Source organism: Siminovitchia fortis, from assembly GCF_003605365.2.
Classification (GTDB): domain Bacteria; phylum Bacillota; class Bacilli; order Bacillales; family Bacillaceae_C; genus Siminovitchia; species Siminovitchia fortis.
This window is the reverse complement of the sequence record NZ_QYTU02000021.1, coordinates 1-26,236: the sequence shown is the minus strand read 5'-3', so window position 1 is coordinate 26,236 and position 26,236 is coordinate 1. Positions and strand designations below refer to the sequence as shown.

30 protein-coding genes, 1 riboswitch and 1 other annotated feature are annotated in these 26,236 nt (G+C 44.6%); of the genes, 8 read left to right on the top strand and 22 right to left on the bottom strand.

The genetic code is table 11. The features are described 5' to 3' along the window. Positions 1-87: 87 nt before the first annotated feature. From D4N35_RS10425 to D4N35_RS10415, 3 genes are read right to left on the bottom strand one after another with little or no spacing between them, the layout of a single operon-like run. Positions 88-1,098 carry an ABC transporter substrate-binding protein gene (locus D4N35_RS10425; RefSeq protein ID WP_120073252.1) on the bottom strand — a complete coding sequence of 337 codons (1,011 nt, stop codon included), beginning with the start codon at positions 1,096-1,098 and terminating at the stop codon, positions 88-90. Next, positions 1,095-1,847, bottom strand: coding sequence for an ABC transporter permease (locus D4N35_RS10420; protein WP_120073250.1), 753 nt, complete (start codon positions 1,845-1,847; stop codon positions 1,095-1,097). The genes D4N35_RS10425 and D4N35_RS10420 overlap by 4 nt, the downstream gene beginning before the upstream one ends. Then, positions 1,844-2,614: an ABC transporter ATP-binding protein gene (locus D4N35_RS10415; RefSeq protein ID WP_120073248.1), complete on the bottom strand. Its 771-nt coding sequence runs from the start codon at positions 2,612-2,614 to the stop codon at positions 1,844-1,846. Before D4N35_RS10415 ends, D4N35_RS10420 begins: the two co-directional genes overlap by 4 nt. 114 nt (positions 2,615-2,728) lie before the next feature. Then, positions 2,729-2,827, bottom strand: a riboswitch (TPP riboswitch). A gap of 182 nt (positions 2,828-3,009) precedes the next feature. Between D4N35_RS10415 and D4N35_RS10410 the strand changes: the two genes are divergently transcribed. Then, entirely contained in the window at positions 3,010-3,450 is a 441-nt protein-coding gene (locus D4N35_RS10410; RefSeq protein WP_018707387.1) for a YtoQ family protein, read from the top strand. A 23-nt stretch (positions 3,451-3,473) separates the two neighbouring features. Here the strand turns inward: D4N35_RS10410 and D4N35_RS10405 are convergent, their stop codons facing one another. Continuing rightward, on the bottom strand, positions 3,474-4,001 hold the full coding sequence (locus D4N35_RS10405; RefSeq protein ID WP_120073246.1) for a DUF84 family protein: 528 nt from the start codon (positions 3,999-4,001) through the stop codon (positions 3,474-3,476). A 20-nt stretch (positions 4,002-4,021) separates the two neighbouring features. Then, positions 4,022-5,071 (bottom strand): M42 family metallopeptidase, encoded by a 1,050-nt coding sequence (locus tag D4N35_RS10400; RefSeq protein ID WP_373315327.1) that lies wholly within the window; start codon positions 5,069-5,071, stop codon positions 4,022-4,024. A 172-nt stretch (positions 5,072-5,243) separates the two neighbouring features. On the opposite strand from D4N35_RS10400, the gene D4N35_RS10395 reads away from it, so the two are divergent. Then, positions 5,244-5,564 (top strand): PepSY domain-containing protein, encoded by a 321-nt coding sequence (locus D4N35_RS10395; RefSeq protein WP_120073242.1) that lies wholly within the window; start codon positions 5,244-5,246, stop codon positions 5,562-5,564. Positions 5,565-5,872: 308 nt separating this feature from the next. Here D4N35_RS10395 and D4N35_RS10390 read toward each other — a convergent pair whose 3' ends face one another. The 8 genes from D4N35_RS10390 to D4N35_RS10355 all read right to left on the bottom strand — a co-directional run bounded on the left by D4N35_RS10390 (position 5,873) and on the right by D4N35_RS10355 (position 13,643). After that, positions 5,873-6,724, bottom strand: coding sequence for a YtnP family quorum-quenching lactonase (locus D4N35_RS10390; RefSeq protein WP_120073240.1), 852 nt, complete (start codon positions 6,722-6,724; stop codon positions 5,873-5,875). A gap of 170 nt (positions 6,725-6,894) precedes the next feature. After that, the gene (locus D4N35_RS10385; protein WP_120073237.1) at positions 6,895-7,668 is read right to left on the bottom strand and encodes a phosphotransferase family protein; all 774 of its coding nucleotides are present in this window, start codon (positions 7,666-7,668) and stop codon (positions 6,895-6,897) included. A 213-nt stretch (positions 7,669-7,881) separates the two neighbouring features. Then, positions 7,882-8,676, bottom strand: a complete 795-nt coding sequence (locus D4N35_RS10380) for an NERD domain-containing protein (RefSeq protein WP_120073235.1) — start codon at positions 8,674-8,676, stop codon at positions 7,882-7,884. Between the two features lie 30 nt (positions 8,677-8,706). Then, positions 8,707-9,270 carry an RNA 2',3'-cyclic phosphodiesterase gene (gene thpR / locus D4N35_RS10375; protein WP_120073233.1) on the bottom strand — a complete coding sequence of 188 codons (564 nt, stop codon included), beginning with the start codon at positions 9,268-9,270 and terminating at the stop codon, positions 8,707-8,709. 17 nt (positions 9,271-9,287) lie between these two features. Next, a complete protein-coding gene (gene dat / locus D4N35_RS10370; RefSeq protein ID WP_120073231.1) occupies positions 9,288-10,151 on the bottom strand; it encodes a D-amino-acid transaminase in 864 nt (287 codons plus the stop codon). Positions 10,152-10,173: 22 nt separating this feature from the next. Then, the gene (pepV, locus tag D4N35_RS10365) at positions 10,174-11,592 is read right to left on the bottom strand and encodes a dipeptidase PepV (protein WP_120073229.1); all 1,419 of its coding nucleotides are present in this window, start codon (positions 11,590-11,592) and stop codon (positions 10,174-10,176) included. A gap of 52 nt (positions 11,593-11,644) precedes the next feature. Further along, positions 11,645-12,823: an ABC transporter permease gene (locus D4N35_RS10360; protein WP_164876340.1), complete on the bottom strand. Its 1,179-nt coding sequence runs from the start codon at positions 12,821-12,823 to the stop codon at positions 11,645-11,647. Next, positions 12,816-13,643: an ABC transporter ATP-binding protein gene (locus tag D4N35_RS10355; RefSeq protein ID WP_328591076.1), complete on the bottom strand. Its 828-nt coding sequence runs from the start codon at positions 13,641-13,643 to the stop codon at positions 12,816-12,818. The genes D4N35_RS10360 and D4N35_RS10355 overlap by 8 nt, the downstream gene beginning before the upstream one ends. Before the next feature lie 215 nt (positions 13,644-13,858). Between D4N35_RS10355 and D4N35_RS10350 the strand changes: the two genes are divergently transcribed. Continuing rightward, positions 13,859-14,080 (top strand): DeoR family transcriptional regulator, encoded by a 222-nt coding sequence (locus tag D4N35_RS10350; RefSeq protein WP_018707400.1) that lies wholly within the window; start codon positions 13,859-13,861, stop codon positions 14,078-14,080. Positions 14,081-14,149: 69 nt separating this feature from the next. Here D4N35_RS10350 and D4N35_RS10345 read toward each other — a convergent pair whose 3' ends face one another. After that, entirely contained in the window at positions 14,150-14,878 is a 729-nt protein-coding gene (locus tag D4N35_RS10345) for a pseudouridine synthase (RefSeq protein WP_120073225.1), read from the bottom strand. Between the two features lie 117 nt (positions 14,879-14,995). Here D4N35_RS10345 and D4N35_RS10340 point away from each other — a divergent pair, with 117 nt between their 5' ends. Continuing rightward, the gene (locus tag D4N35_RS10340) at positions 14,996-15,313 is read left to right on the top strand and encodes a hypothetical protein (RefSeq protein ID WP_235870358.1); all 318 of its coding nucleotides are present in this window, start codon (positions 14,996-14,998) and stop codon (positions 15,311-15,313) included. 48 nt (positions 15,314-15,361) lie between these two features. Here D4N35_RS10340 and D4N35_RS10335 read toward each other — a convergent pair whose 3' ends face one another. Beyond that, positions 15,362-16,984 carry a putative polysaccharide biosynthesis protein gene (locus tag D4N35_RS10335; protein WP_120073223.1) on the bottom strand — a complete coding sequence of 541 codons (1,623 nt, stop codon included), beginning with the start codon at positions 16,982-16,984 and terminating at the stop codon, positions 15,362-15,364. A gap of 201 nt (positions 16,985-17,185) precedes the next feature. Here D4N35_RS10335 and D4N35_RS10330 point away from each other — a divergent pair, with 201 nt between their 5' ends. After that, positions 17,186-18,454 (top strand): BaiN/RdsA family NAD(P)/FAD-dependent oxidoreductase, encoded by a 1,269-nt coding sequence (locus D4N35_RS10330; RefSeq protein ID WP_120073221.1) that lies wholly within the window; start codon positions 17,186-17,188, stop codon positions 18,452-18,454. 29 nt (positions 18,455-18,483) lie between these two features. On the opposite strand, the gene D4N35_RS10325 is transcribed toward D4N35_RS10330, so the two are convergent. From D4N35_RS10325 to D4N35_RS10310, 4 genes are all read right to left on the bottom strand, one after another. Further along, positions 18,484-18,666, bottom strand: a complete 183-nt coding sequence (locus D4N35_RS10325) for a sporulation protein Cse60 (RefSeq protein WP_120073219.1) — start codon at positions 18,664-18,666, stop codon at positions 18,484-18,486. Positions 18,667-18,734: 68 nt separating this feature from the next. Further along, positions 18,735-19,049, bottom strand: a complete 315-nt coding sequence (locus tag D4N35_RS10320; protein ID WP_120073216.1) for a rhodanese-like domain-containing protein — start codon at positions 19,047-19,049, stop codon at positions 18,735-18,737. 251 nt (positions 19,050-19,300) lie between these two features. Then, positions 19,301-21,715, bottom strand: coding sequence for a leucine--tRNA ligase (gene leuS / locus D4N35_RS10315; RefSeq protein WP_120073214.1), 2,415 nt, complete (start codon positions 21,713-21,715; stop codon positions 19,301-19,303). 51 nt (positions 21,716-21,766) lie between these two features. Then, positions 21,767-22,005, bottom strand: a binding site (T-box leader). 206 nt (positions 22,006-22,211) lie between these two features. Next, a complete protein-coding gene (locus D4N35_RS10310; RefSeq protein ID WP_120073211.1) occupies positions 22,212-22,502 on the bottom strand; it encodes a YtzC family protein in 291 nt (96 codons plus the stop codon). 115 nt (positions 22,503-22,617) lie between these two features. Between D4N35_RS10310 and mnmM the strand changes: the two genes are divergently transcribed. Then, positions 22,618-23,190, top strand: coding sequence for a tRNA 5-(aminomethyl)-2-thiouridylate-methyltransferase MnmM (mnmM, locus tag D4N35_RS10305; RefSeq protein WP_120073209.1), 573 nt, complete (start codon positions 22,618-22,620; stop codon positions 23,188-23,190). 319 nt (positions 23,191-23,509) lie between these two features. On the opposite strand, the gene D4N35_RS10300 is transcribed toward mnmM, so the two are convergent. From D4N35_RS10300 to D4N35_RS10290, 3 genes are all read right to left on the bottom strand, one after another. Continuing rightward, the gene (locus D4N35_RS10300; protein ID WP_164876339.1) at positions 23,510-23,854 is read right to left on the bottom strand and encodes a type II toxin-antitoxin system PemK/MazF family toxin; all 345 of its coding nucleotides are present in this window, start codon (positions 23,852-23,854) and stop codon (positions 23,510-23,512) included. Continuing rightward, positions 23,844-24,065 carry a hypothetical protein gene (locus D4N35_RS10295; protein ID WP_120073205.1) on the bottom strand — a complete coding sequence of 74 codons (222 nt, stop codon included), beginning with the start codon at positions 24,063-24,065 and terminating at the stop codon, positions 23,844-23,846. The genes D4N35_RS10300 and D4N35_RS10295 overlap by 11 nt, the downstream gene beginning before the upstream one ends. Positions 24,066-24,157: 92 nt before the next feature. Next, entirely contained in the window at positions 24,158-25,075 is a 918-nt protein-coding gene (locus D4N35_RS10290) for an RpnC/YadD family protein (protein ID WP_120073203.1), read from the bottom strand. 156 nt (positions 25,076-25,231) lie between these two features. On the opposite strand from D4N35_RS10290, the gene D4N35_RS10285 reads away from it, so the two are divergent. Together D4N35_RS10285 and D4N35_RS10280 are read left to right on the top strand one after the other, a co-directional pair. Next, on the top strand, positions 25,232-25,426 hold the full coding sequence (locus tag D4N35_RS10285; protein WP_120073200.1) for a hypothetical protein: 195 nt from the start codon (positions 25,232-25,234) through the stop codon (positions 25,424-25,426). Between the two features lie 104 nt (positions 25,427-25,530). After that, the gene (locus tag D4N35_RS10280; RefSeq protein ID WP_128205404.1) at positions 25,531-26,229 is read left to right on the top strand and encodes a hypothetical protein; all 699 of its coding nucleotides are present in this window, start codon (positions 25,531-25,533) and stop codon (positions 26,227-26,229) included. Positions 26,230-26,236: the final 7 nt, after the last annotated feature.

The window sequence follows — 26,236 nt, the reverse complement described above, 5'->3', positions numbered from 1 at the left end:
CTATCTCTTTTTTATATATTGGGTGATACAAAGTTAAAAAATACAGGCAAAAAGGAATTACCCATTGATATGGATAGGAAAGGAAGCTTATTCAGCGATATTGATGAACAATCCTTCTATATCAGGTACTTCTTTGATATATTCGGTATCGGCCAGCCACTGAACCACCTCTTCCCATAAATCTTCCGATTGGCTTCCGAACATCTCACCTTCCGCTTCCATACGCGGCAGCAGCTCAGCCAAACTTTCCTTTTCCACTTCCTCGTTTAAAGGGAAGTTTTCTTCGTCTTGGTTTTTAAGCAAAATATCAAGAGCCTGATCTGGTTTTTCCCTCATGAATTCATAGCCCTTTGTTGCTGCACGCCAGAAAGAGCGAATTTCATCTTGCTTAGTCTCCCACGTGTCGTCATTGGTGACAAAGAGCAACTCATAATAACTAGGAACTCCATAATCTACTGGATTAAAATGATTCGTTTCAATTCCTTCAGCAGCAAGGACCGGCACCTCGTGGTTGATAAAGGCTCCGCTCACTGCATCTACACGCTTCGTTGCAAGCGCAGCGTTAAGTTCAAAGCCGATATCGGTCATTTTCACCTTGCCCATATCCCCACCATCTGATTCCACAATCGTCAGGACAAGCGGTTCATTCACCGGTATTCCCGGCCAGCCCACCGTTTTGCCTTCAAGATCTTTTGGCCGTTTAATCCCACTGTCTTTCAGGAAAACAATATGGTTCAACGGGTTTCTTACAATGGCTGCGACTGACTTTACAGGAACACCTTCGGCTCTTGCAGCAATAACATCCGGCTGATAGCTAATGCCCAAATCTATGTCACCAGTCGCTGCCAGATTGATCGGGTCAGTCGTATTTGCCGGAAAACGGATATTGACTTTCAAGCCTTCTTCTTCAAAATAACCTTTTTCCACAGCAGTATATAAATAGCTATGTACAGCATTTGGATACCAGTCGAGCATAATATCAAACTCTTGAAGCTCTTGATCCGATTCATTTGCTACGACTTCCTCCTTGTTTTCTCCACAAGCTGCGAGAAACAAAGATAAAAGTATGACTGTGGTCACTATCAGCTTTTTCTTCAATTTACATTTCTCCATTTCATCATTATTTTTTCCAGAATTCGTACAAGTAAAAATAGAGCAATACCTAATAATGACAGAAGGACAATAGGTGCAAAAACACCGGCTCCGTCAAACTGCGTCATCATTCTCCGGCTGAAATATCCAAGACCCGAATCGGCCCCAAGCCACTCTCCAATCGCCGCGCCAATCACACTTAAAGTGACGGCCACTTTTAATCCCGAAAAAAAGTGCGGCAATGCGGACGGCAACTCAACCTTTAGAAAAATTTGCCGTTTAGATGCCCCCATTGTCTGCAGCATTTCCTTTAAGTGAGGATCAGCAGATCTCAGTCCGTCAAACGTATTGACGGTAATCGGAAAAAATGTGATCAATACAGTAACAACCACTTTACTCCAGATGGAATATCCGAACCATAGGACAAATATCGGTGCAAGCGCAATTACCGGTATCGTTTGCGAAGCAATGACAAGCGGAAAGAATGCCTTCCTTACAATCCCACTTTCATGCATCCATATAGAAAGGCCGGCTCCGAATACGAGCGACAAAAAAAGGCCCATTAAAATTACGGCTAATGTCGCCGGCAAGTGGTTAATAAATAATATATCTCTCAATTCCCATAATCTCACCAATATATCTACAGGTGATGGCAAAATAAATGGTTTCCCATACAAACGGGCTCCTGTTTCCCATACAATCAATAAAAAAAACACCAATCCAATCGACAATCCATATCTTCTTAAAAAGTTCATATTGTCACCATTTTCTTCAAATCCATCAGAAGCTTCTCTTTTAACATGGTAAATGCAGGATTTTTCAAATCCGAAACAGTCCGAGGACGGCCAAGTGGGACCGTAATTTCATCCAGTCGTTCAACAGGGGTTTCGCTGAAAATAAGGATACGGTCCGACAGAAACAGCGCTTCTTCTACATCATGTGTAATAAAAAGGATCGTTTTTTCCATTTCTGTCCACTGTTCAAGCAGCCATTCCTGCATAACCATTTTCGTAACCGCATCCAATGCGCTGAACGGTTCATCCAGCAGCAACAATTCCGATCCGCTTAAAAGTGCCCTTAAAAAAGACACCCGCTGGCGCATGCCTCCTGAAAGCTCATGTGGGAAATTTTCTTCAAAGCCTTTTAATCCAAACCTTTCCAGTTGTCCCATTACGTCTTTTTGGGCTTCCTTCCCATATAGCCCTTTTAGTTTCAGCGGCAATGCTGCATTATCCAATACAGTGAGCCACGGAAGCAATCCATCTTTTTGGGCCATGTAACCGATATGCCCAAGCCGGTTCTTCATTGCCTCCCCATTCATGAAAATATTGCCTTCATCCTGCGTTTCCAGGCCCGAAATGAGGCGGAACAATGTACTCTTTCCAGATCCGCTCGGACCGATCACACTGACAAATTCACCGGCCTTGATCGTAAAGCTCAATTCTTTTAATATCTGTGCATTTTTTCCGTCACTTCTTTTGTATGAAAAAGTGACGTCTTCAAACACAAGGCTGTCTGCCATCTTTCATCTCCTTTCCAGACGAGATACCAGGTTTGCCCTTAGTCTTCATTAAAAAAGAGCCACTTCTTCATAGAAGTGGCTCTACATCATAGACATACGTATGCAATTTCATTTAATTGCAAACAACCACTTCCCTGCGCTGGCATTATCCAGATCAGGTTCGAGGGTTGAGGATCCATCCTCTCTCAGCTTTTGGCACCCCTAGTGTTTCTCGAATGGTATTTAATTTTGCTTACTTCTTACTTCTTACTTATAACCTATTAAACAATTAAAATCAAATTTATTATATTTATTCAATTGATTGGATAATTCTTTTATTTATAGATAATTTACGGGATTATTCTGACTTTTAATGGTAAGATGGATGGTGATAAACCATTTTAGGAGGGGTTTTAATGAGGTTAACTATCTATCTCGCCGGAGAGATTCACAGCAGCTGGCGAGAGGAAATTAAGGAGAAAGCCCAAACACTTCAGCTTCCGGTCGATTTTGTAGGCCCGATGGAGAATCACGCCCGCTCGGATGCCATCGGGGAAGAGATTTTAGGAGAACAGCCTGATGCTGTTTTCAGAGATGAAGCCGCTTCCAGTTTTAACAATCTTAGGACCCAAGTTTTAATGCAAAAAGCTGACTTGGTCATCGCATTGTTTGGCGAAAAATACAGACAATGGAATACAGCAATGGATGCCAGCACAGCCCTTACTCTTGGAAAACCGCTTATTTTGATTCGCCCCAAGGAACTTCACCACCCGTTGAAAGAACTCTCAAACAAAGCGAATGCCACAGTAGAAACGGTCAACCAGGCAATGAAGGCATTGGCGTACATTTTCGAATAATAAAATACATAAGGGGCAGCTCCTTAATTGGAACTGCCCTTAAGCTTTTCGTACTGTCCGATCAAAAGTTTCGTAATATGGCTGAACATGGCCGCTCGGTCAACTAGACCATGTGTAAAAACTCCAATCGCGCCTTCCTTGTGACGGATCCCCTGCATTTTACTGTAAGCATCCATGACAGGCCCAAGCTCTTCTCCGGCCCTCAGACGCTCTGCTATGTCACCCGGCAGTTTTATTCTCGCTCCGCCGGCAAATAAAGTTTCCTTTCCACTTTCAGCCAAAGCCCCCCAGTTGCATAGGAAAAGCCCGAAAGGTGTTTCTGTCACCCCCCCTTCAAGACCAATTGCAATATCTGCCTCTTCCATTTGGTGTAAGCAGAACTCCGCTCTATTGGCAGCACCTTTCATTGTTTCTTCATCGGAAAATGGTTGCGGGCTAACTCCCGATGGTGACTCCAGCGAAAGGACGGAAACTTCCATATTTAATTCCCTGAATGTATTTTCAACAGCCTTTATTTTCGCTTTATTTTTTGATCCGATAGCGATGATCATATCTAAAACTCCTTGTCTGTCTATTGGTTTCGAATCGAATCAACCGTTGCCTTGTCAGTCGCTTTTACTAGATTTACAAGCAACTCTTTTGCGGCGGCATAATCATCAACATGCACAATGGACGCATGTGTATGGATATACCGGGAGCAAATTCCGATCACTGCACTCGGTACTCCTTCATTGGAAATATGTACTCGGCCGGCATCGGTTCCTCCCATTGAAACAAAATATTGATAGGGGATGTCATGGGATTCTGCAGTATCGAGCACAAATTCTCTCATCCCTTTTAGCGTAACCATGGAACGGTCTAAAATTCTTAAAAGGACGCCTTTTCCAAGATGGCCGAACTCCTTTTGATCCCCTGACATGTCATTTGCAGGACTGGCATCCAGCGCATAAAAGATATCAGGTTGAATCATATTGGCAGCGGAAGCAGCACCTCTTAATCCCACTTCCTCCTGCACAGTCGCTCCTGAATAAAGTATATTTGGAAGCTTTTCATGCTGCAGTTCCTTCATCAATTCAATTGCGAGGCCGCAGCCGTAACGATTATCCCATGCTTTGGCCATAATCTTTTTTGGATTGGCAAGCGGGGTGAATGGACAGATCGGGATAATCTGCTGCCCGGGCTTGATTCCAATTTTCTTGGCATCTTCCCTGTCATCAGCCCCTATATCAATCATCATGTTTTTTATTTCCATCGGTTTCTTCCGTTGCTCAGGACTAAGAAGATGGGGAGGAATTGAAGCAATTACCCCTATGATCGGACCATTCTCTGTGATGACCTGCACCCGCTGGGAGAGAAGTACCTGATTCCACCATCCGCCCAAAGTTTGAAACCGAAGCATACCGTTTTCCGTAATCTGTGTTACCATAAAACCTACTTCATCCATATGACCAGCCACCATTACTTTCGGACCTTGTCCGTGCTTAACGCCAAAAATGCTTCCTAAACGATCCTGTACAATTTCATCGGAATATTTTTCCAGTTCACCTTTCATAAATCTGCGTACTTGGTGTTCAAAACCTGGTGCTCCAGGAAGTTCTGTCAGAGTTTGAAACAAATCCATCGTATTTTTATCCAATGAAACTACCCCTTTTCCTATATTGCTTTCATTTTATTTGGCTTTCATATATTTTACCAATATTTTATCTTTCATAATTTATTATCATTTATTATTCGAACTGCCTCTTAAATTACGGTATACTAAAAGGGATGATTTGACTTAGGAGGTGCTCGTTGTGAATTGGAAAAACTTTTTACTAGGCGCAGGTGCCGGTGTCATTGCTGGCTATTATGCGAGCGAAGCTTTAAAGAAAAATTCTTTGGCATCTGGTGAAAAAGTACTTCAAACCGTTAAAGAAGCATTCAAGGATTCCGGCAGCATTGAAGGCTCGTGGATTAAATTCAGGCCTGAAGAATATGAGAAATACGCTATTAAAACACAAGTGTACAGAGGCGGCATTACGACAAAGGAAGACGGGGAAACAAAACAATATGAATTCCTTGCCGATGCCAACACCGGTACGATCATTGATGTGTATCCAGTGACCTACGCGTAAGAAACATCCAGTACATAGAACAAAGGCGCAGGCGCCTGTTTATCGACGTACAGACTGGAGCGCTTCTGACGAGATAAAGGAAACACGCGCAGCGGAGCGGAGCGATGTTGACTTATCGTAGGAAGAAGCGTGAAGTCTGCTAGTCGATGGGCGCTGGCCGCCTTAAAGCGCCACGTCCTGTGGCGCCGGCGGCACTAGGACCTCCTGTCCGTCGGAGCCGGACGCAGCACTAAGTGAAAAATAAGTTACTCACAACCTGAGCATTTTATAGTACGCTAAACAACGAAAAAACAGGTGATATTTTAAGTTCACCTGTTTTTTTGTTCTCTTTTAACTGCCTCAATGATATTTCCTTCTCCGTCCCATTTTAAAGCCCTATAAATGGCATCATGATAAAAAATGAACCAGCTCCCCGCTTCAATTTCCGCAGGGATCCACTTTTGTTTCGCGCGGATCGAGTCCATCGGGTAGTCATCATACGCCAATACCCATAAAACGTTCGGGTGAGCGTGCGTCGGCATAATATCCGCCATGTGGACAGCCTTTTCGCCGTCGCTTTCAATCGTAATGATGCTGTGGCCCGCACTGTGTCCGCCGGTATGGAACATTTTGATCCCGTCTTCCACAATCAGTTCTTTTGCAAACGTTTTCACCTGATCGGCTATTGGTTCCCAATTTTCCTTCCAATATGTATTTCTTGACCGGATATTCGGCTCCCGCATTTCATCCCACTCAATTTTCGAGGTGTAAATGACCGCGTTTGGAAAAACTGATGCATACCCATCTCCGTCTCGCTTGGTCAGCCCGCTGGCATGGTCGAAATGCATGTGGGTCATGCAGATGATATCAATATCCGCAGGCGAAAGCCCTAATTCGGCAAGTGATTGTTCGATTTTGGATTCTTCCGTTACACCAAAATTACGGATTTGTTTCTCTGACAATTTCCCGCTGCCAAGCCCTGATTCTATTAAAATATTTTTGCCATTTTTCCGTAGAAAAATAGGGTCGGACCGCAATTCAACAAGGTTCTTCTCATCAACAGGGTATTTCCTGGACCAAAGTGCCTTGGGCACAACACCAAACATGGCGCCGCCGTCAAGATGGGTCACTCCCCCATTCAACCATGTCAACGTCAAACTTCCAAGCTGCATCGTCTCCAATATTTTCATCTCCCCTGTTTTTCGAATCATTGTATCATATATTTTTGATTATGAAGGATAGAATAATAACTTTTACATACAATAAAATTCTACTTGGCGAAAGGGTGATATCAGGTTGGACTTTTCATATTTGTGCTGTCTGGTAAGAAATGGGGGGTTATGAGCATCCTCTAAAGGATCGTTTGCAAATAGTCCATCCAGAAATCCATCTCCTGGTACCGTTGTCGGGTCTTATGCCAGCCGATCGCAAGCATCGTTTGTGCGATGACATACCATTTCATCCGCAGCTGAAGATGTTCCGTATATTCCAGGCCGTACAGGCCAAGCCAATGGTTCCATTCATCCCTTGGAATATACCAGTATAAAAGAGGCCCGATATCCATGGCGGGATCGGCGATCGTGGCTCCGTCCCAGTCAATCAGAAAAATTTCATCGTTGTCCGAAAGAAGCCAGTTATTATGATTGACATCGCCGTGGCAGACAGTGAACGTCTCACAACTGACATTTGCCAGCTCAGTTTGGAGAATCTGAAGCGATTGAACGACTGGCTGATGAGACATCAGCTCCTCATCCAGCACCGCCATCACCTCTTTCAGCATCATCTCCGGTTTGCACGGTGTTTTTCCGAGACGCCCAAGCATAGATAAAAGCGGGGTGGACTCATGTATTTTTTTTAAAAGCTTCGCCACGCCATCACGGGTCATTTCTTCCGGCTTGAATTCCCGGCCGTTCAAACATTCCTGTGCGGTGATCACGTCACCGTTTTCCATCCTTTTTGTCCAAATCAATTTTGGAACAATGCCCTCCGCTGACAAAACAGCCAAAAAAGGAGAGGAATTCCGTTTTAAAAAAAGCTTTTCGTTATTTTTAGACGCAAAAAAAGCCTTTCCTGTCGCTCCGCCGGCAGGAATGATTTCCCAGTCATGCTCTAATAAGTGTTTCACCGTCATTCACCTTCAATTAAAATACCGGAGGCGACACTCCGTTCATCTTACCAGAAAGAAAAAAGACGGCTATTGGATATATGAAAATACAACAATAGCCATCCTTCCTTAAAGTTTAACGCGAACCGACTTTTTTCGTCAAGACCCAATCAATCGGTTCCATTATTTTCACAAGGTTTTCTCCCGATGCTGCCTGCATTTGGCCAGGCTGCGTCAATTCGATGTGGAGGCACCTCCGCCTGTACGCCTTGCTTTTATTTTCGCACACCGGCCAAGCAATGCCTTGGCCGCGCGGAACTGCATCATTTTCATTGGTGAAGTGAAGGATTTCAGTTCATTTAACCAAGATTCATAGTTTTGCCCATCGATGAACAGAACATCATCAGGCGGACTTTGATGGGTGATATATCCCTTTTCGGCAACAACCACTTTTTCGATCGGCAATTCCGTTTCCGATGTCTGAAAAATTTGCCGGGCCACATGATCCATCCGCCTAACAGATATGACCGGATTCAAAACTTTCTTTTCCCCGTCTTTCATTTTTTTCTGCCAAAAATGGCCGTTCGAACCAATATAAAGTACGTCTTGTCCGCCATCCAAAAAAGCCATGCATATTAATTTGGATGGAGTGAGCATCAGCACTTCCAGCTGCACCTTCGCTTTTTTCAACTGAAATACGGGATTGTACATCAATAAAAATGTATCGGGGAAACGCTGAACAAGGCTGCGCAGCCGGGAATCGGAATACAATAAAGAGTGAGGATTTGATTTTTCCTTGATTGTTGAACTTGCCCATTTGATTTGAGATATAAACAGCTGATCAAGGAAAATCTGCTTCAATTCCTCCACTTTTTTTTCCTGAAGAGGCACGCTGCCCTGCTTATTGGTTTCCTCTTCAAGCATTGACTTCCATCTTCTTGCTTTCAAGCGGACAAATAAGGAAGTATACCTGGATAAATCGGATTCATAACGGGATACATAATCGTTTAATTTTATAAGCTGAGCCATTTTAACTGCATGCTTCCCCTCTTCTATAAGCTATATCAACTTAAAAGACTCGACTTTTTCGTATTTCGGCGTTCTGTCAAGATGTGTTCGGTACAGCACCGCCTCTTCCATTGAAAAAGCTGGGCCCGGAAGCAGGGAGGCGATGCTTTTTTCTGCTGCCGGCATATGGAAGTTCCCCTGCCCCACCCACTTTCTTGCAAGCGTGATATGAGGTTTGAATGGCCTTGTCTCAAGTTCAAAGCCCGCATGAATGCATGAGGCATAGACTTTATCCCTCACTTCTGCTAATGAAGGGCTTTCTGTCGTATTGACCCACAATATTCTTGGCAGATCAGGGCGCCCAAACGTCCCGATCTGATTGAACCTCACCTGAAATGACTGCCAATCTTTCAATGCTTCCCTTACATGAAAAACACTTTCAGTAAGCCTCTGTTGATCGGCATTTCCCAGAAAAGCCAGTGTAATATGGTAATCCTTTGGATGAACCCAGTTTTTAAAAGCGAAGTCAGCTTTCAGCCGCTCACTGATTTCGGATAGATATGCTTTTACCTCATCAGGCAATGCCAATGCAAAGAAATAGTGGGTTGAACGCATGGGTGTATACTCCTTTTTTAAAAATTTACCATTATTTCCCGGTTGATTTTCGCTTCAAAAAGTTCCTGCAATTTGCGTGTGATTTTTCCGGGTGTGCCGTCACCCACCGTTTTTCCGTCTACTTTGATCACAGGCATGACCTCCGATGTCGTACTTGTGATAAACACTTCATCCGCATTCTGAAGGTCTTTCAATTCAAATTCTTTTTCAACAAAAGGAATCCCATTTTCCTTGCATAGTTTCACCAGCACCTGCCTCGTAATTCCGTTAAGGATTAAATGATCGGCGGGATGGGTGATCACTTCGCCATTTTTTACAATGTAGGCGTTCGAAGATGACCCTTCGGTGACGATGCCGCTGCGGTGCAGGATTGCCTCGAAACAGCCTGCATCGGCCGCCTCCTGTTTCGCAAGGACATTCGGAAGCAGGTTCAGGCTTTTAATATCACAGCGTAGCCAGCGGATATCCTCTGCCGTAATGGCTTCCACCCCGTTTTCAAGCTGGCTGGCAGGCCTTGGCACCACATTTGTATATGCTGTAAAAACAGCCTTAGTGTTGCTTGCAGGCTTAGGAAACATATGGGTTCTCGGTGCTGCCCCCCTTGTCACCTGCATATAGACGGATCCGAAGTCCACTTTATTTTCTTTTACAAGATCCTCAACAAGCTTCTGCATTTGTTCAGGGGCCATGGAGATATCTAATTTGATTTTTTTTGCACTTGCGAACAAACGGTCAATATGCTCTTTCATTGTGAAAAGCTTTCCGCCGTAAACACGGATGACTTCATATACCCCATCGCCAAACTGGTAGCCGCGGTCTTCCAAATCGATATGTACATCCGGCCGGTCAAGAATTTGATCGCCAAGAATGATTTTTCCCATTGTTTCTTCCTCCCCATGTTCCTTAATCTTGTGCAAGCTCATAAAACGCCTGTGCGTATAGAGCCGTCGCTCTCAAAAGATCTTCGATTTCCATATATTCATCCTTCTGGTGTGCAACATCGGGCCTTCCCGGGAACAAAGCGCCAAAGGCAACCCCTGTTTTCAATGAACGGGCATACGTCCCGCCGCTGATGGAAAGCAGCTCTGCCTTTTCATTTGTCTGTTCCTCATAAACTTTTATGAGCTTTTGGATTAAAATATCATCTGCTGGAACATGATGAGGCTTCAAGTTGGATACATTGGCCACTTCAAAATTGGCCTCTTCAGCCTTTTCCATGATTACCCGCATTCCTTCTTCCAGTGAGAAGGAAGCCGGATACCGCATATTCAAGCCGAAGCGCCCGCCATCTTCATCATTGAAGGTCATTTTGCCGACATTTATCGTCAAATCGCCCATCTTTTCATCCTTATGCTGCACCCCAAGCGCCCTGCCGCGCGAATCCCCGAAGAAGAAACGGACAGCCGCATTGACAAAGTCCATCCCTTTTCTATCAAGTGTTATTGTGGAAAGAAAATTTGCCAAAAGCAATCCGGCGTTTTTCCCGTTATCAGGCTCCATTCCGTGGGCTGAGATGCCTTCCAGCTCCAATACGACATATCCGCTCTCCACATAATAGCTTCCATTCAGATCCTGGCTGTATTTGAAATCATTAAATAACTGCAGAAGCTCAGTTTGATCACATTGTATGTCAAGAACAGCCCGTGCATGATCCGGGACCATATTGTAACGTCTTCCGGAAAAAAACGAAATGAGCGTCATTTTTGCCCCATGCTCTTTTGGTGAATTCCGTTTTTGTTTCAAATCAAAATCTGCAATGCCCTTTTCCGCATTGATAATCGGAAAATCGGCATCCGGCGCAAATCCCATATCCGGCATTTCTTCATGTTCGAAGTAATGGTTGACACAGCGCCAATTGCTTTCCTCATCCGTTCCGATAATGAGGCGGATCCGTTTATCAATGGGCAGGCCCAGCTCGTTGACAATTTTCATTCCATAATACGCGGCCATTGTCGGCCCTTTGTCATCAATGGCGCCCCGGGCAAAGATCTTCCCATCCTTCACTTCGCCGCCAAACGGATCTACAGACCAACCGTCCCCTTCAGGAACAACATCTACATGGCACAAGGCTGCAATGAGTCCGTCTCCTGCGCCCATTTCCAGATGACCTGCAAGGTTTCCTACATTTTTCGATGAAAATCCGTCTCTTTCTCCAAGCTCAAGCATATATTCCAAAGCTTGCTTTACTTCCATGCCCAATGGGGCATCTTCGCTGCTTCCGGATTCATTCAAAACACTTTTTATCCGGAGCAGCCCTTGCAAATCCCGGAGCAGATCATTTTTTCTCTTATCCACTTCGCCCTTCCAGTCAATGTTTGCCATGCACATAACTCCTTTAGTCTATTCTTCTTTCATTGTACAACTTTTTGTCAGATCAGAAAAAGGGAAAGAGACTGCGAATCCACAGGAGAATCCATACATTGCATAAACACATGATGACAAAAGGAATCGACAGGACCGTCGTAACGAGGTTCTTTCCTTTTATATACCCTTCCTCCCCGGAGTATTTCTTTGTGAACGGATGGCTTCCGATTAATTTATGCCAAACGCTGCCAATCCAAACGATCAGGAAGAAAAAGCCGGCTGCCGCAATGGTGATTTTCAGCCATATGGGAGGCGCAAATACGATCGCAGCCGCAGTGACACCGAGAATCTGCAAATATCCCCGAATGTATTCTGTATCACGTGTTGCGGCTTTGATGAACAGCTCCAAAAAACCGTTCTTGGGGGTTCGGTTCTTAAATATCCTGTTTGACTTTGAATAAAGCCTTGGAGTTTTGCGGACCGGTTTCGGCTTCGGCAATTTTTCAACATCCATGGACATGCCGAAAATCATTTCTGTATATTTGTTTTTATCTTTCTCATCGATGGAAAGATCCTGCTCAAAGGTGTGTATGGAGGTGAAACGTTTTTTCAAAAGCAGCATAGACGCGGCTGCATTAAATATGATGATAATGAAAACCGGAAGCAGGCTGCCGGATTGAAGCGCGTTATAGCTGACCCGCCATATGATTCCGGCACCGATCAGGACCGGAATGCTTCTGGCAAGACTCCGCCATCCCTTCACATGCACATTCAGCTTTCCATTCACAGCCATAATGAGCCATTTCAAGGAGACCCACAGCCCGAAAAATAAAATAAGGTGCTGCATACTTAGTCCATAATGGATCATCCAAAGAGGGGAAATAAGTACAGCCAGCAAGGCTGCCGAAAGAACCTCCGCGAGATATGAAACAATGATGCCGCCTTGCTTCATTCCAAGCATCAGCTTCTCATTTTTTCTTAAAAATATAATGTCTGCCTCTCTGACAAACGTTTTAAAATAGCCACCCCACAATAAAAAGAAATAGATTGCAAATAAAAGCGGGAAAGGGACGGATGCTATCCATGCAGGAGGTTCAATCCACCAGGACCGGTATATAAAAACGGTGACGACAGCCGCCGGAATAACAAGGTAGACGAGAACCGTCCAATCCATGACAGTTTTGATGATTTTATATTTATAATTCCAATTTTCCCTGATTCTATGAAAAAGCAGCCGTATGCTACTCATCGCCATCATCCACTGTATCTATGCAGGAATACAGGCTGCCGTCTTCTGCTCCGCACTTTGCAAGAACCTCGTTCAGCCTGCCGCAAGCCTTGACGGTCCCTTGTTCAATGACGATAAAAGAATCGCATACCCGCTGGGCTGTATCCAGAATATGAGTGCACATGAGGATCCCTGTTCCTTTCTCTTTTTCTTCATCCAGCATGTCAAGCAGCATTTTGGTTGAGCCCGGATCTAGCCCCATGAACGGTTCATCAATAATCAGAAGGTCGGGCTTTGTAAACAGGGCAAGTGCTATCATCCCTTTTTGCTGCATCCCCTTTGAGAAAGTGGCGGGAAACTCATGGATCCTGTCTGCAAGCCGAAATTTTTTCAATAAAGATTTGGCATATAATAAATGCCCTTCTCCCAATTGTTCAACTGCAGCGACAAATTCAAAATGCTCCCAAAGCGTCAGTTCATCGTAATAGATAGGCCTTTCAGGTATGTAGGAATAGGAGGTCCCCTCTTCTCGCACGACATGGCCTTCAACGAAAGGCAGCTCCTGCAGAATCGCTTTGATGGTCGTGCTTTTTCCGGCTCCGTTCGCTCCAATCATCCCTGTAAGGGAGGAACGCTCCAACTTGAACGCGACGTGAGAAATCACCGCCTCCTGCAGTTTATAGCCTGCTTCATCAATATCCACTGTCAACAATGACAATACAGCTTCATCCCTTTCTTTTTTACTATGTTCACATACGATTTGGATGCCTAATAGTTTCAAATTTGGCATGAAAGGGAAACATAGTAAGGCGTTTAGGCTTGTGTATTCGACATAATTCATCCTTTTTCTGCCAAGTTAGATATTATGCTTTCAAAAAACAAACTAATGAGTTAAAATAGAAGTGTCTGACATTTCAGTCCCGAAATGCAGAGAAATTAAAAGCTGGTTGAAAAGGAGTTGTCCTTTGGAATTACGCAAACAACAGCCTAATAATATAAAGGCATAAAGCTGTCCGCACCTTCTGCCAAGGAAATTTAAGATGAGGGAGTGGTTTTTTGAAGCCGTCGACAAACAGAATGCTTACCAGGATCAAAGATGTATACTTATACATCAAAGAGAACGGTACAGTTTCGACAAGGGAACTGGCGGATGCATTCGGAAGTACACCTCGCACCATTCAAAGGGATTTGAATGTGTTAGAATACAATGACCTGATCAGCAGCCCGCGCCGCGGGAAGTGGACAACAACAGAGAAAAAAGTCAAAATAACCAGTTAAACGGATACTTGCCGCATAATAAATAGAGCTTCTTCGTTTCCAGCCTCGGAAACAGGAAGCTCTTTTGTTCTAATGCTTATTCTTGCTCACGAATTCTTTTAATCTGCCGACTTCCTCATCCGTCAATTCCCGGTATTCCCCAATTTCCAGATTTTCGTCCAGCCCAAGCGGCCCCATGGACAGCCGTTTTAAATAAATGACTTTTTTCCCTACCGCTGCAAACATCCGCTTCACCTGATGGAATTTTCCTTCCGTGATTGTCAGTTCGATATCTGAATGCGTTCCGGATTTGATAATTTTAAGCTTTCCGGGCTTCGTCTTATAACCGTCGTCCAATGTCACCCCATTTTCAAATACTTCCACATCTTCAAAAGTTACGGCAGAATCAATGACAGCAAAATACGTTTTTGGGACATCCTTTTTAGGCGACAACAACTGATGGGCCAATTGGCCGTCATTTGTCAAAAGCAGTAGCCCCTCCGTATCCTTGTCCAAACGGCCAACAGGAAAAGGCTCGAGAACGGTATCCTCCCCATTGAGCAAATCTATGACTGTCTGATCTTGCAGGTCTTCCGTGGCAGAAATGACTCCCGGCGGTTTGTTCATCATAAGATAAACAAATTCCTTGTAATGGACCTCTTCGCCGAAAATTTCGACAGTATCTTCCTCAGGGTTTACATGATATTTTCCATCTTTTACAGATTCACCGTTTACAGCGACTTTCCCGCTCTTTAGAAATTTTTTTACATCCTTACGGCTTCCGTAGCCCATATTGGACAATAATTTATCAATTCTCATTTTTATCTCCACCCGGCATTTTTATTATAAAAATACAAAATAGGCTTTCGTCTATACGCTTTTGTCATATTTTACATAGGCTATTGATGCAGGTATGAAAAGATTGGAGTGAAAAAGATGTTTTTTGATTACCGACAGCAGCCTCCGATGGGAATGCAGCAAATGCCAATGGGAACCCTGCAGCAGCCGATGGAATTTCAACCGCAGCTGACCGAACAACAAGGCGGAGTTCCCCAGCAGTTTTTTCCCGGTTTTCCCGGAGGCGGGGGCGGCGCTGGAACAGAACGAAGACTGAATCAGCTTGAACGGCAAATGGAGCGGCTCAACAGACAGGTTGAAAGATTAGACCGCCGCGTGTCAAGGATTGAAAGACAATTGGGATACAGCCGGCCGGATTATTATGATCTTCCCGATCACTCCGCGTACTTTGGCTAAAATAAGAAAAAAGAGGCGCGCTGTCCTGCAGCCTCTTTCTTTTATCCGTTAAGAGATTCGCAGCTTTTGCTTTACCCTTTGAAGCTTCGAGCCAAACAATCTGTCGGCCAGCCCGGATTTTAAACCGAGAAAAGCGTATATGATTCCGCCGGCTCCTGCACAAATCATAATGATGATAATGGATTGGAATGTGGATTCCGGCGTCATGAACAATAACAGCCCTTTATAGATCACATATACAGGGATTGCCATCATTACATTAAAAATAACGATGAGAAGCGTTCTTCTATAGACAAGCTTGAAAGGATAATAGGCGAATTGTTTAATGACAATCAAGTTGATGACGATCGCAACCCCGTATCCCAACGCTGTTGCATAAACAGCCCCCTCCGTGGCAAAAAGCTTGATCAGGGGAATGTTAAACGTCAATTTGACGAGCAGTCCGGTTAACAGGCTCAAGACTGTAAACCGCTGTTCATTGATCCCCTGCAGGACCGCTGCAGTGACTGAATATAACGCAAACAGGATAGCCACAGGAGCGTAAGTGCGGAGCACCTGCGCTCCAAATTCATCGAATTCATAAAACATGGTGTACATCGGATCCGCCAAAAGGGCAAGTCCGATCGCCGCCGGCATCGTAATGAACAACAACACTTGAAACGTCTGGTCCAACTGCCGGAACATCAATTTTTTGTCATTTTTTACATAAGACTCCGTTACAAGGGGTACGATCGTAAGAGCAAAAGCAGTTGCAAGTGATACCGGAATAATGACGAGCTTGTGCGTCGTCATATTCAATACTCCAAGTGCATCCAGTGCTCCGGCGGCCTTTCCGGCCTCCGCCATCGCCCTTGTAAAAGTGATTTGGTCAATGAACTGAAACAGCGGGTTGGCAATGCCGACCATGACGAAAGGAAAAGCATATACAACGATTTCCTTGTACATATCAGGCAATGACACATCCATTGTGCCCTTATCTTTTTCAAGCAGCTCGTCAAGCCCCGGCTTCCGTTTATACCAATACCACAATAAAACAAGCAGGCTTGCCAGACCTCCGATGAACGCTGCAAAAGTCGCAACAGAGATCGCAGTGACAATATCCCCTTTCAATACATACAGCACAATAAAGGCACCGGCCAAGAGAAAGACAATCCTCGCTAACTGCTCTAAAACAGTTGAGACAGCCGATGGCCCCATTGATTGATGGCCTTGGAAAAAACCTCTGATCAAACTCATGACAGGGATGATCAACAGGGCAAAGCTGACCGCCCTGATGACGGTCGCAACATCAGCAGCAGTATAACTGTGTTTTGTGTCCACGCCTTTTAATACAAGCTCCGCCAGCCATGGAGCAAGCCCGTACATGGCAAGAAAAGACACGACGCCCGTGGCAAGCATAACGTAGATGCCGGAACGGAACAGCTTTCTGCCTACTGCGTACTCTTCCAGCGTATTATATTTGGCGATATATTTGGAAACTGCAAGCGGGATGCCCGCTGTCGCTATGCTGATAAAAATCGTATACGGCACATAGCCGAACTGATACAAAGCAGCCTGTTTTGCACCGCCGATGATTCTATAAAAAGGAATGACATAAAGAAGTCCCAGAACTTTGGATAATATGGTGCCCAGCGTTAATATGAAGGTTCCTCGAATTAGTTTAGATGACATTCAATCTCTGACTCTCCGTTATTTATTTTTAAAGGAATATCCGATTCCGTATGCATTCGGAAAAACATCGATAAATCTCCCCTGTACTAGTTTACAGTTATCGACTGCTTTTGACAATGAGACGTCCTTGGATATTTGCTTTTAGTCTATGGGCATTTTAAAATGAAATGATTGATATGGAAAGTTAAGGTGTTGAATGAAATGATCTATGATGTAATCGTCATCGGCGGAGGCCCTTCTGGACTAATGGCCGCTATTGCAGCGGCCGAGAAAAAAGCGAATGTCCTGCTGATCGATAAAGGGAATAAGCTGGGAAGAAAGCTTGCCATCTCCGGAGGCGGCAGATGCAATGTGACGAACCGCCTTCCCATTGATGAGATCATCCGTCATATTCCGGGAAATGGACGATTTTTATATGGTGCGTTTTCTGTATTTAATAATGAGGATATCATCCGTTTCTTTGAAAATCTCGGAATTGAGCTCAAGGAAGAAGATCACGGGCGGATGTTTCCCGTTTCAAACCGGGCACAATCCGTTGTCGATGTCCTTTTGTCCCATATGGCCGACCTTGGCGTCAAAGTCCGGACAAACAGCCCCGTTCAGGACATTCTGTTTGATCAAGGGAGAGCTTCCGGGGTCTTGCTGGAAAATGGAGAAACAATAGCGGGCCGTGCCATCGTCGTTGCAGTCGGTGGAAAGTCGGTTCCGCAGACTGGCTCCACAGGTGACGGCTTTCCATGGGCCGAAAAAGCGGGGCATACGATCACAGAGCTGTTTCCGACCGAAGTGCCGCTCACTTCTGCCGAATCTTTTATAAAAGAAAAAACTCTCCAGGGGCTATCGTTGAGGGATGTTGCACTAAGCGTCCTTAATCCAAAAGGAAAACCGATCATCACCCATCAGATGGATATGATTTTTACCCATTTAGGCGTTTCGGGACCCGCAGTTTTGCGATGTAGCCAATTTGTTGTAAAAGCAATGAAAAAATGGGGGCTTAAAGAAGTTGTCATAAATCTTGATGCCCTGCCGGAAACAGGACAGGAGGAACTTTTTCAAAAAATACAGAAGGCCATGAAGGAAGAGCCCAAAAAAGCGATCAAAAATTCGCTGAAAGGACTGCTTCCGGAACGCTACTTGCTTTTCTTGCTTGAACAGAGTGATATTGACCCGGCCTCCCCTTGTTCCACTGTTTCCACTGAAAAGCTGCGGAATTTTTCCAAGCAATGCAAACAATTCCGGTTTACTGTTAACGGGACCCTGCCGCTTGATAAAGCATTTGTAACAGGCGGGGGCGTTTCTGTGAAAGAAATCGAGCCCAAAACGATGGCCTCCAAAAAAATGCCCGGGCTTTACTTCTGCGGGGAGGTGCTGGATATTTACGGCTATACCGGCGGATATAACATTACCGCCGCCCTTGTCACCGGACGGCTGGCCGGCGGGAACAGCGCCGAATACAGCAAACAAAAATAAGAGGGGCTTTTCATCACTGGGGCTCCCTCTTATTTTAAATACATGACCATGGCACTGAAACAATATATTTGTTCATCTTCCGCTTCCCTTAGCGCCGCAATGTTATATTTAATGTCAACCACCTGGTTACGTTCCAGATCGCTTAAAAACCGGTTGATTTCCTCCTCCAGGTCTTGTTCATGGTCGCAGTCGAACAACTTGACCTGCAACATGGGCCACACCTCTCCGTTTTTAATACCAGTATGACCCATGCATATTATTTTTATACAATTTCAAAATTTCATTGTTTTGGCTTTAGTTCGCCTGTCCAAGCAAGCATGCCACCAGTCATATTCACGACATTCGGAAAACCGCTGGCTGCAAGATATTCGCAGACTCTTTGGCTGCGGCCGCCGGATCTGCATATCAAAATATAGTCATTTTCTTTGTCAAAGTAATCCAGGTGTTCCGGAATCTCGCCCATCCGGATATGCACCGCCTCCGGAATCATCCCTTCGGCGACTTCTTCATCGTCCCGTACATCTACCAGGAATAAAGTTTCGCCATTCTCCAGCTTGGTTTTAACCTCATCAGGTGTGATTGTTTTAATTTCCATGACTATCACCTTTCGTTGGAATTAACCATTTACATTATAGCAAAGGTTATTCCTCGGCAACAGAAAAAGCCCCGAAAGGGGAATTTTTCCATAAGCGATAGACATTGAGGCCCTATGCCTACCGATAAAGCAGGCCAACTGCTTATTCGGGAGGCATTCAATGCTTTTGCCTACCGAACAGGCGTGTATATTAAAAACTCGGTCGCCATATGGGTTTATGATGACCGAGTTTTTCCATTTTCGATATTCTGTTAATTGGCTACAACATTCACCAATTTCCCGGGCACTGCAATGATCTTCCTGATTGTTTTGCCTTCTATTGCTGATTTGATTTTATCATCATTCAATGCAATCTCTTCAAGCTCTCCCTTGCCTGCTTCACGGGAAACCATCAGCTTCGTACGTACTTTGCCGTTGACCTGGACGACGATCTCCACCTCTTCCGAAACGAGCTTTGTTTCGTCATATTGAGGCCAGGCTTCATAAGAGACCGTTCCTTCATGGCCAAGTTTTTCCCACAGCTCCTCGGCAATGTGCGGAGCAATCGGGGAAAGCATTTTTACAAATCCCTCCATATATTTCTTCGGAAGGACTTCCGCTTTATAAGCTTCATTGATGAAAACCATCAGCTGTGAAATAGCCGTATTAAAATGCATCGCTTCACAGTCTTCAGTTACCTTTTTGACAGTCTGATGGTACACTTTTTCAAGTTCTCCGCCAGTGACATCTTGTATTTTGTCACTCAGGCTGCCATCGTCCGCCACAATCAAGCGCCAGATCCGGTCCAAGAAACGGCGTGCGCCGTCCAACCCGGTTGTTGACCAGGCTGCTGAAGCTTCAGGCGGACCCATGAACATTTCATAGAGACGAAGTGTATCCGCCCCATGGCTTTCAATGATATCATCCGGATTGACTACGTTTCCTTTGGACTTACTCATTTTTTCGTGATTTTCTCCGAGAATCATCCCTTGGTTAAAGAGCTTCTGGAACGGCTCTTTTGTCGGTACAACACCGATATCATATAAAAACTTATGCCAGAAGCGCGCGTAAAGCAAATGAAGGACCGCATGCTCGGCGCCGCCGATATAAATATCGACCGGCAGCCATTCTTTCAACAGTTTTTTATCCGCAAGCTCTTTGGAATTATGAGGATCGATGAATCTTAGGAAATACCAGCAGCTTCCTGCCCATTGCGGCATTGTATTTGTTTCACGGCGCCCTTTCTTGCCTGTTTCAGGGTCTTCCACATGAAGCCAGTCAGTAATATTGGCAAGCGGCGATTCGCCGGTGCCTGAAGGTTTCACTTCGTCTGTTTCAGGTAAAATCAGCGGGAGCTGATCCTCCGGCACTGCTGTCATTGTTCCGTCTTCCCAATGGATGATCGGAATCGGCTCTCCCCAATAACGCTGGCGGCTGAACAGCCAGTCACGCAAACGGTATGTGATCTTCTTCGTACCGCGGCCTTCTTTTTCCAGCCAGTCGATCATCGCAGAAATGGCCTCTTCTTTATCCATCCCATCCAAAAATCCGGAGTTTACGTGCGGGCCGTCGCCAACATATGCCTCTTCGGCGATATTTCCGCCGGCCACCACTTCCTTGATCTCCAGGCCGAATTTTTTCGCAAATTCGTAGTCGCGCTCGTCGTGTGCCGGTACGGCCATGATGGCTCCCGTTCCGTAGCTCATTAAGACGTAATCGGCAATCCAAATCGGGATTTTCTCGCCGTTAACGGGGTTAATGGCATACGCCCCTGTAAAAACACCGGTTTTATCTTTGGCAAGATCCGTTCTTTCCAGATCGCTTTTTGACTTTACTTGGTCTATATACGCATTCACATCAGCCTGCTGCTCGGGCGTTGTGATTTTCGCCACGAATGGATGCTCAGGGGCAAGGACTGCATAAGTCGCTCCGTAAAGCGTATCCGGCCGCGTTGTAAAAACAGTAAAAGTTTCCGGATGTCCGTCTATGGCGAAAGTGACTTCCGCCCCTTCGGAACGGCCGATCCAGTTCCTTTGCATATCTTTGATGCTTTCGGGCCAATCAAGCTCCTCCAAGTCTTCGAGCAGGCGATCAGCATACTTTGTGATCCTTAAAATCCATTGTTTCATCGGACGGCGTTCAACAGGATGCCCGCCGCGTTCACTTTTTCCATCGATGACTTCCTCATTGGCCAGGACCGTTCCCAAAGCCGGACACCAGTTTACCGGCACTTCATCCACATAAGCAAGGCCGTGTTCAAACAGTTTTACAAAAATCCATTGAGTCCATTTGTAATAGTCGGGATTCGTCGTATTGATCTCCCGGTCCCAGTCATAAGAGAAACCAAGGGATTTGATCTGCCGGCGGAAAGTATCGATATTATGCTGAGTAAACTCTGCCGGGTCATTCCCCGTATCAATTGCATATTGCTCTGCAGGAAGCCCGAACGCATCCCATCCCATCGGATGAAGCACATTATATCCCTGCATCCTTTTCATTCTTGCAAGTATATCGGACGCCGTGTAGCCCTTTGGATGGCCGACATGGAGCCCTGCCCCTGAAGGATATGGAAACATGTCAAGCGCATAAAATTTTTCTTTCGTTTCATCCATTTTAGTTGTAAATGTTTTGTTCTTTTCCCAATATTGCTGCCACTTTTGTTCTACTTCCTTATGGCTGTATCCCATGAAGATGCCTCCTGACTTATTCAATTAAAAAACCTTCCATCCCGAGAAAACTCCTGGGACGGAAGGTTGTTTTCTCCCGCGGTACCACCCAATTTAGTGCATAGGCCACTCACTTCTTTATTCTTTAACGCAGAATACGGCAAGCATTACAAGAATAGTCCGTTTCGGATTTCTTCCTTCACACCTGCAGAAATGAAAGGGGAGTTCATGATGGTCCTGGCCGGCTTCCACCTTCCGCCGGCTCTCTGAAACAGGATGGCACCATTACTGGTCCTTTTTAACCGTTTTATATATTAAGTCCTTTATTCCCCATTGTAGACAATTTTAGACATGTTTTCAAGCCTATATTGAAGCGGAAAGCCTTGAATATCAGCGGTGGATTAGAAAAGCGCAAGGCGCCTGAAGCTGGACATATCACATCATCATACCATATAGATGTTCCATCCAAATTTTATGCTTTCACAATTAAAAGAGACAGGCGAACCCTGTCTCTTTATCAATGCCATGTGCTGTATAGCGGGCGGTCGTGATTCAGAAGAATCATCTTATTTTGAAGCTGCTGTATCTTCAGGCGGACCCGGTGGAGCTGCTCCCGCTGCTGGGGATTGGCGCTTTCAGTCATTTTCTGGAGCTGCTGGAGCATAGCTTCCAACTCATTCATCGCTTCGCTGTATTCCACATCATGATAATGCTCCTGCCGGCTGCCTTCCTCGTACTGTTCCTCAGCAAAAAGAATCGCGGATTCACAGCGGTTAATGAAGTTGTCAATGGATTGCCGAGTTGTCACGTAATCCTCCCCTTTTCCAGTGGCTTGGCTTTATAGCCTGCCAATCATAGTTTGTACTCAATCCAAGGCTGTTATGATACAATTTTTCGTATGATGAAGAGGAGGTATTTTCGGGATGAACATTGAGGGTGTTCTTTCATATGCCCGTTCCCTTATGCAAAGAGTGATCAGGCCAGGAGACGCGGCAATCGACGGGACTGTCGGAAATGGGCATGATACCTTATTTCTTGCTAAGCTCGTCGGTGAAAATGGACATGTTTTTGGTTTTGACATCCAGAAGCAAGCCATTTTACAGACTAAGGAGCTTTTAGAAAAAAATAACGTTGCTGATAGGGTTACGCTGTTTCAGAAGGGACATGAGACGCTTGGGGAATCCGTGCCTGCAGCATTTCACGGAAAAATCCACGGGGCCATGTTCAACCTGGGATATTTGCCCGGCGGTGACAAATCGGTCGTGACAAAGCCGGACACAACCATCGCAGCGATCGACCAGTTGATCGAGATGCTGGCCAAAGGCGGCATTCTGGCGCTTGTCATTTATCCCGGGCATGAAGAAGGGGCCTATGAGCGGGATCGGGTGCTTGAGCATGCTAAAAATCTGGATCAAACAAAGGTGAATGTCCTTCAATATGGTTTTATCAACCAGAAAAACAATCCGCCTTTTTTGCTGGCGTTTGAGAAGAAATGATGGATGTATGCCAAAGTTTTGGGAAGAATGATCATACCGCTTTAGATCAAACATTTTGCGTTTGGGAAACGACTTGAAGCGTTGGGGGAATCCAGATCCTCTTGTTGACGAGCTTATCAGAGCCACCCACCTTCAGGCGGCTTTTTTGTTGGCCTTGATCTTTTCAGGACCAATGCTTTCCAACCTTTTTTCGTAATGGGTTCATCCCGCGCCAGATCGGAAATTGTTCTGACCAGTCGGGTGATTTGATATGTGCACGTTTACTCCATTTTTGCAGTAGTCGACCGTTGCAGGCACCAGGTATAAGGATATCATAAAGCTAAAAGAAGATTTCATAAAACATGGAGATTACCTGGTTAAAGTCATACTCACTCATTGCACCTAACTTCTTTATAATTAAACGGTCTTCTATCGTAAAGATTTTATTGGGCAGCACCCATTGGTCAGCATAAATAAGACCTACGGAAAGCGTGTCCATTAATTTATACTCATAACGATTTCGTAATTTACTATTGGCTTGGCTCGTTATGGCGGCGCATACATACTTTCCATAACGTCTATAATGTTCATTATGACTAAGGATGACCGCGGGCCTCCTTTTGGAAGCATCTTTGTCCGAAAATGGGAAAGGCACCAAAACAATATCCCGCTTTTCAAACATCATTATATCCATCATCCTTATCATTTTCCCAGTCCTCTTGAAGGGACTCACTTACAATATCATAATAATGTTTATCATCCTGATAAAGCAAATGCTTAAGATTCTCCTTTATTTCCCGGAGTTTTTCCGCTTGAAAATCCCTCTTTTCTTTGGATAGGGAATCAATAAGTTTTTCTAATTCTTCAAAGACATCTTCCTTATTTACTTTGGCCAATTGTCACACCTCACTTTGAATGGGTTTACTTAACTTACAATTTGAACCTCTTATTATAGAAAGGCGCACGGGTTGCCATGCGCCTACCTGCATTATTCCTTTTCTTTGAGTTCCCGCACCTCTTGTAACGGCAGACCCGTGATTTCCGCAACATCTTCTACGGAGTGTTCTTTTTTCAAAAGCCTGACGGCAATTTCAATTTTCCCTTCCTTGATCCCTTCTCTCTTCCCTTCTTTCAAATAATATTTTGCAAATGACGTATCTTTCATGGAAAGTCCCATTTGTGCCGCCTCCTTTTTCATAATGGGGTCCAGATCTCTAATCAGCTGCAGGCCTGCCTCCTCCGGCAGGCGAATAATATGGTCAATGAACACAAACAGTTTTTGAATATATTCCCTTTTCATCTCTTTACTTATCATTTTATCCTGTAAAAGCATTCTCATCAATTTCCGCTTGTACTCGTATTGAAGATCAACGTTCTTTTTACTTTTAATCAAATATAGTCCGGCTAGAACAGCCAAGGCAAAGGGGTTTTGTGATTTGAGCAGGGCGGATTCTGATTGTGAGGCAATTCGGTAGGTGTTATAGTTGTAGGTCAGCTCTGTGCCAAGAAATTCATAACGGAATTGATCGGAATTGTACTTGGCTCGCTCCCCAGTGAAAAGGGCAAGTGCATAAATCTTTTGATCATACAGATCCATAATCCGGTAAAAGGATTGAAACATCCTTTTCGGGAACATCTTTTTGTGGTCGCCTTGTACTTCAATATGGACATACACCCATTGTTCGCTGCCGTTCTTCAACTGGAGCTTAACTAATTTGTAGGCGACACGCTGATTGCTATCAGATTCAGATAAAATGGTTTGTAGCTCTTGCTCCAGAAATTCAGGCGGGACGGAAAAATCTACAAGTTCAAACAAATCAGGGGAGAAAAATAGAAGAAACTCTTCAAACAGTTCAGTGATCACATCTTTCCACAGATAATCGTAGTCAGGGTTTTCAACCTTCAATCACACCAACACCTTTCCATGAGTATTTATTTTAATTATTCAACAAATCCTTCCTAAATCCTTCTTTTTGACAAGTGACCATCTATCCCTTTCAAAATACAAGCTTTTGCCTTATCCTATTTACAAGATATTGATACCAAATCGGGAGGCTGCTCCATGTCAAATCCATTTTTAGAAAAAATCGAACCTTTTTTGCTCAGTGATCAAAAAATTGTCCAGGAATTTGTTCTCCAAGCGTTAAAAGAATATCCTTTGACACCGGCAGAATGGACCAACAGAGTTCTGGAAATGGCACTTCATTCGGAAGAAAGGCGTATAGACCTATTGCTCGGGTGCAATCAAGTGCTGTAAACGAAAACTCCATTCCCCTTTTGTTGAACCTGTTAAAGTTAACGGAGAAGCAAAGACGGCACTTGATTATCGAGTATTTTAGACACTTGAAGCCGGAAATCATTATGGAACATGAACAGGAGCTATCATCCGTTTTCGGCAAGGATGTTTTCGCCTTTAATCAATTTTTGATTCATGCTGATGAAAATAAACTTCGGAATGAATATGACGCTGTGCTTTCATTACTGGAGTCAAAGGAGTTTTATGATCATCAACTGTATTTCCAGGCAAAGCAGATTCAGGACAAACTGCTACTAAACCAATGGTATGACGTAGAACACATCGATAATATTTTGGATAATGAACTAAACGAGCCATGGTTTTCATACCGGGGCCTTCTGACCGTCCGTGCAGCCGGTATATTAAAAGTTGAAAAGTATATTCCTGTTTTAGCTGGACTATTGGAAAAGGACGACGATATTCTGCTGGAGGAAGCAACCGCTGCTTTGTCGATGTACCAATCGGATCAAGTGGCAGTCGCGGTGGCACCCTACGCGATGAGAGATAAAACCTCAATCTTTGCCAGCAGCGTTCTGGCAAACACAAAAACCAAACAGGCGGAAGAAGCACTATTTTCAAGCTATCAGCATTTGGATATGGACGGCAAGGCCATGGTGATTGAGGAGATAGCCCATCACTTGTCCAAAAAAGCTTTTCCATTGATCGATGACTATATCAAAAACGGCTATACCACCCAGATATTTGAGATGGAACCTATCTACTATGGCCTACACACAGTGCTGGCTGAAACCTCTCCCCATTAAAATGGGG

Bases quoted from the DNA above. Each gene is read 5' to 3' on its own strand.
- D4N35_RS10420 (WP_120073250.1), bottom strand. From the start codon at position 1,847: ATGAACTTTTTAAGAAGATATGGATTGTCGATTGGATTGGTGTTTTTT.
- D4N35_RS10415 (WP_120073248.1), bottom strand. From the start codon at position 2,614: ATGGCAGACAGCCTTGTGTTTGAAGACGTCACTTTTTCATACAAAAGA.
- D4N35_RS10410 (WP_018707387.1), top strand. From the start codon at position 3,010: ATGAGGTTAACTATCTATCTCGCCGGAGAGATTCACAGCAGCTGGCGA.
- D4N35_RS10405 (WP_120073246.1), bottom strand. From the start codon at position 4,001: ATGATCATCGCTATCGGATCAAAAAATAAAGCGAAAATAAAGGCTGTT.
- D4N35_RS10400 (WP_373315327.1), bottom strand. From the start codon at position 5,071: ATGGATTTGTTTCAAACTCTGACAGAACTTCCTGGAGCACCAGGTTTT.
- D4N35_RS10380 (WP_120073235.1), bottom strand. From the start codon at position 8,676: ATGGCTCAGCTTATAAAATTAAACGATTATGTATCCCGTTATGAATCC.
- thpR (WP_120073233.1), bottom strand. From the start codon at position 9,270: ATGCGTTCAACCCACTATTTCTTTGCATTGGCATTGCCTGATGAGGTA.
- dat (WP_120073231.1), bottom strand. From the start codon at position 10,151: ATGGGAAAAATCATTCTTGGCGATCAAATTCTTGACCGGCCGGATGTA.
- pepV (WP_120073229.1), bottom strand. From the start codon at position 11,592: ATGGCAAACATTGACTGGAAGGGCGAAGTGGATAAGAGAAAAAATGAT.
- D4N35_RS10360 (WP_164876340.1), bottom strand. From the start codon at position 12,823: ATGAGTAGCATACGGCTGCTTTTTCATAGAATCAGGGAAAATTGGAAT.
- D4N35_RS10355 (WP_328591076.1), bottom strand. From the start codon at position 13,643: ATGAATTATGTCGAATACACAAGCCTAAACGCCTTACTATGTTTCCCT.
- D4N35_RS10345 (WP_120073225.1), bottom strand. From the start codon at position 14,878: ATGAGAATTGATAAATTATTGTCCAATATGGGCTACGGAAGCCGTAAG.
- D4N35_RS10340 (WP_235870358.1), top strand. From the start codon at position 14,996: ATGTTTTTTGATTACCGACAGCAGCCTCCGATGGGAATGCAGCAAATG.
- D4N35_RS10335 (WP_120073223.1), bottom strand. From the start codon at position 16,984: ATGTCATCTAAACTAATTCGAGGAACCTTCATATTAACGCTGGGCACC.
- D4N35_RS10330 (WP_120073221.1), top strand. From the start codon at position 17,186: ATGATCTATGATGTAATCGTCATCGGCGGAGGCCCTTCTGGACTAATG.
- D4N35_RS10325 (WP_120073219.1), bottom strand. From the start codon at position 18,666: ATGTTGCAGGTCAAGTTGTTCGACTGCGACCATGAACAAGACCTGGAG.
- D4N35_RS10320 (WP_120073216.1), bottom strand. From the start codon at position 19,049: ATGGAAATTAAAACAATCACACCTGATGAGGTTAAAACCAAGCTGGAG.
- leuS (WP_120073214.1), bottom strand. From the start codon at position 21,715: ATGGGATACAGCCATAAGGAAGTAGAACAAAAGTGGCAGCAATATTGG.
- mnmM (WP_120073209.1), top strand. From the start codon at position 22,618: ATGAACATTGAGGGTGTTCTTTCATATGCCCGTTCCCTTATGCAAAGA.
- D4N35_RS10300 (WP_164876339.1), bottom strand. From the start codon at position 23,854: ATGATGTTTGAAAAGCGGGATATTGTTTTGGTGCCTTTCCCATTTTCG.
- D4N35_RS10285 (WP_120073200.1), top strand. From the start codon at position 25,232: ATGTCAAATCCATTTTTAGAAAAAATCGAACCTTTTTTGCTCAGTGAT.
- D4N35_RS10280 (WP_128205404.1), top strand. From the start codon at position 25,531: ATGGAACATGAACAGGAGCTATCATCCGTTTTCGGCAAGGATGTTTTC.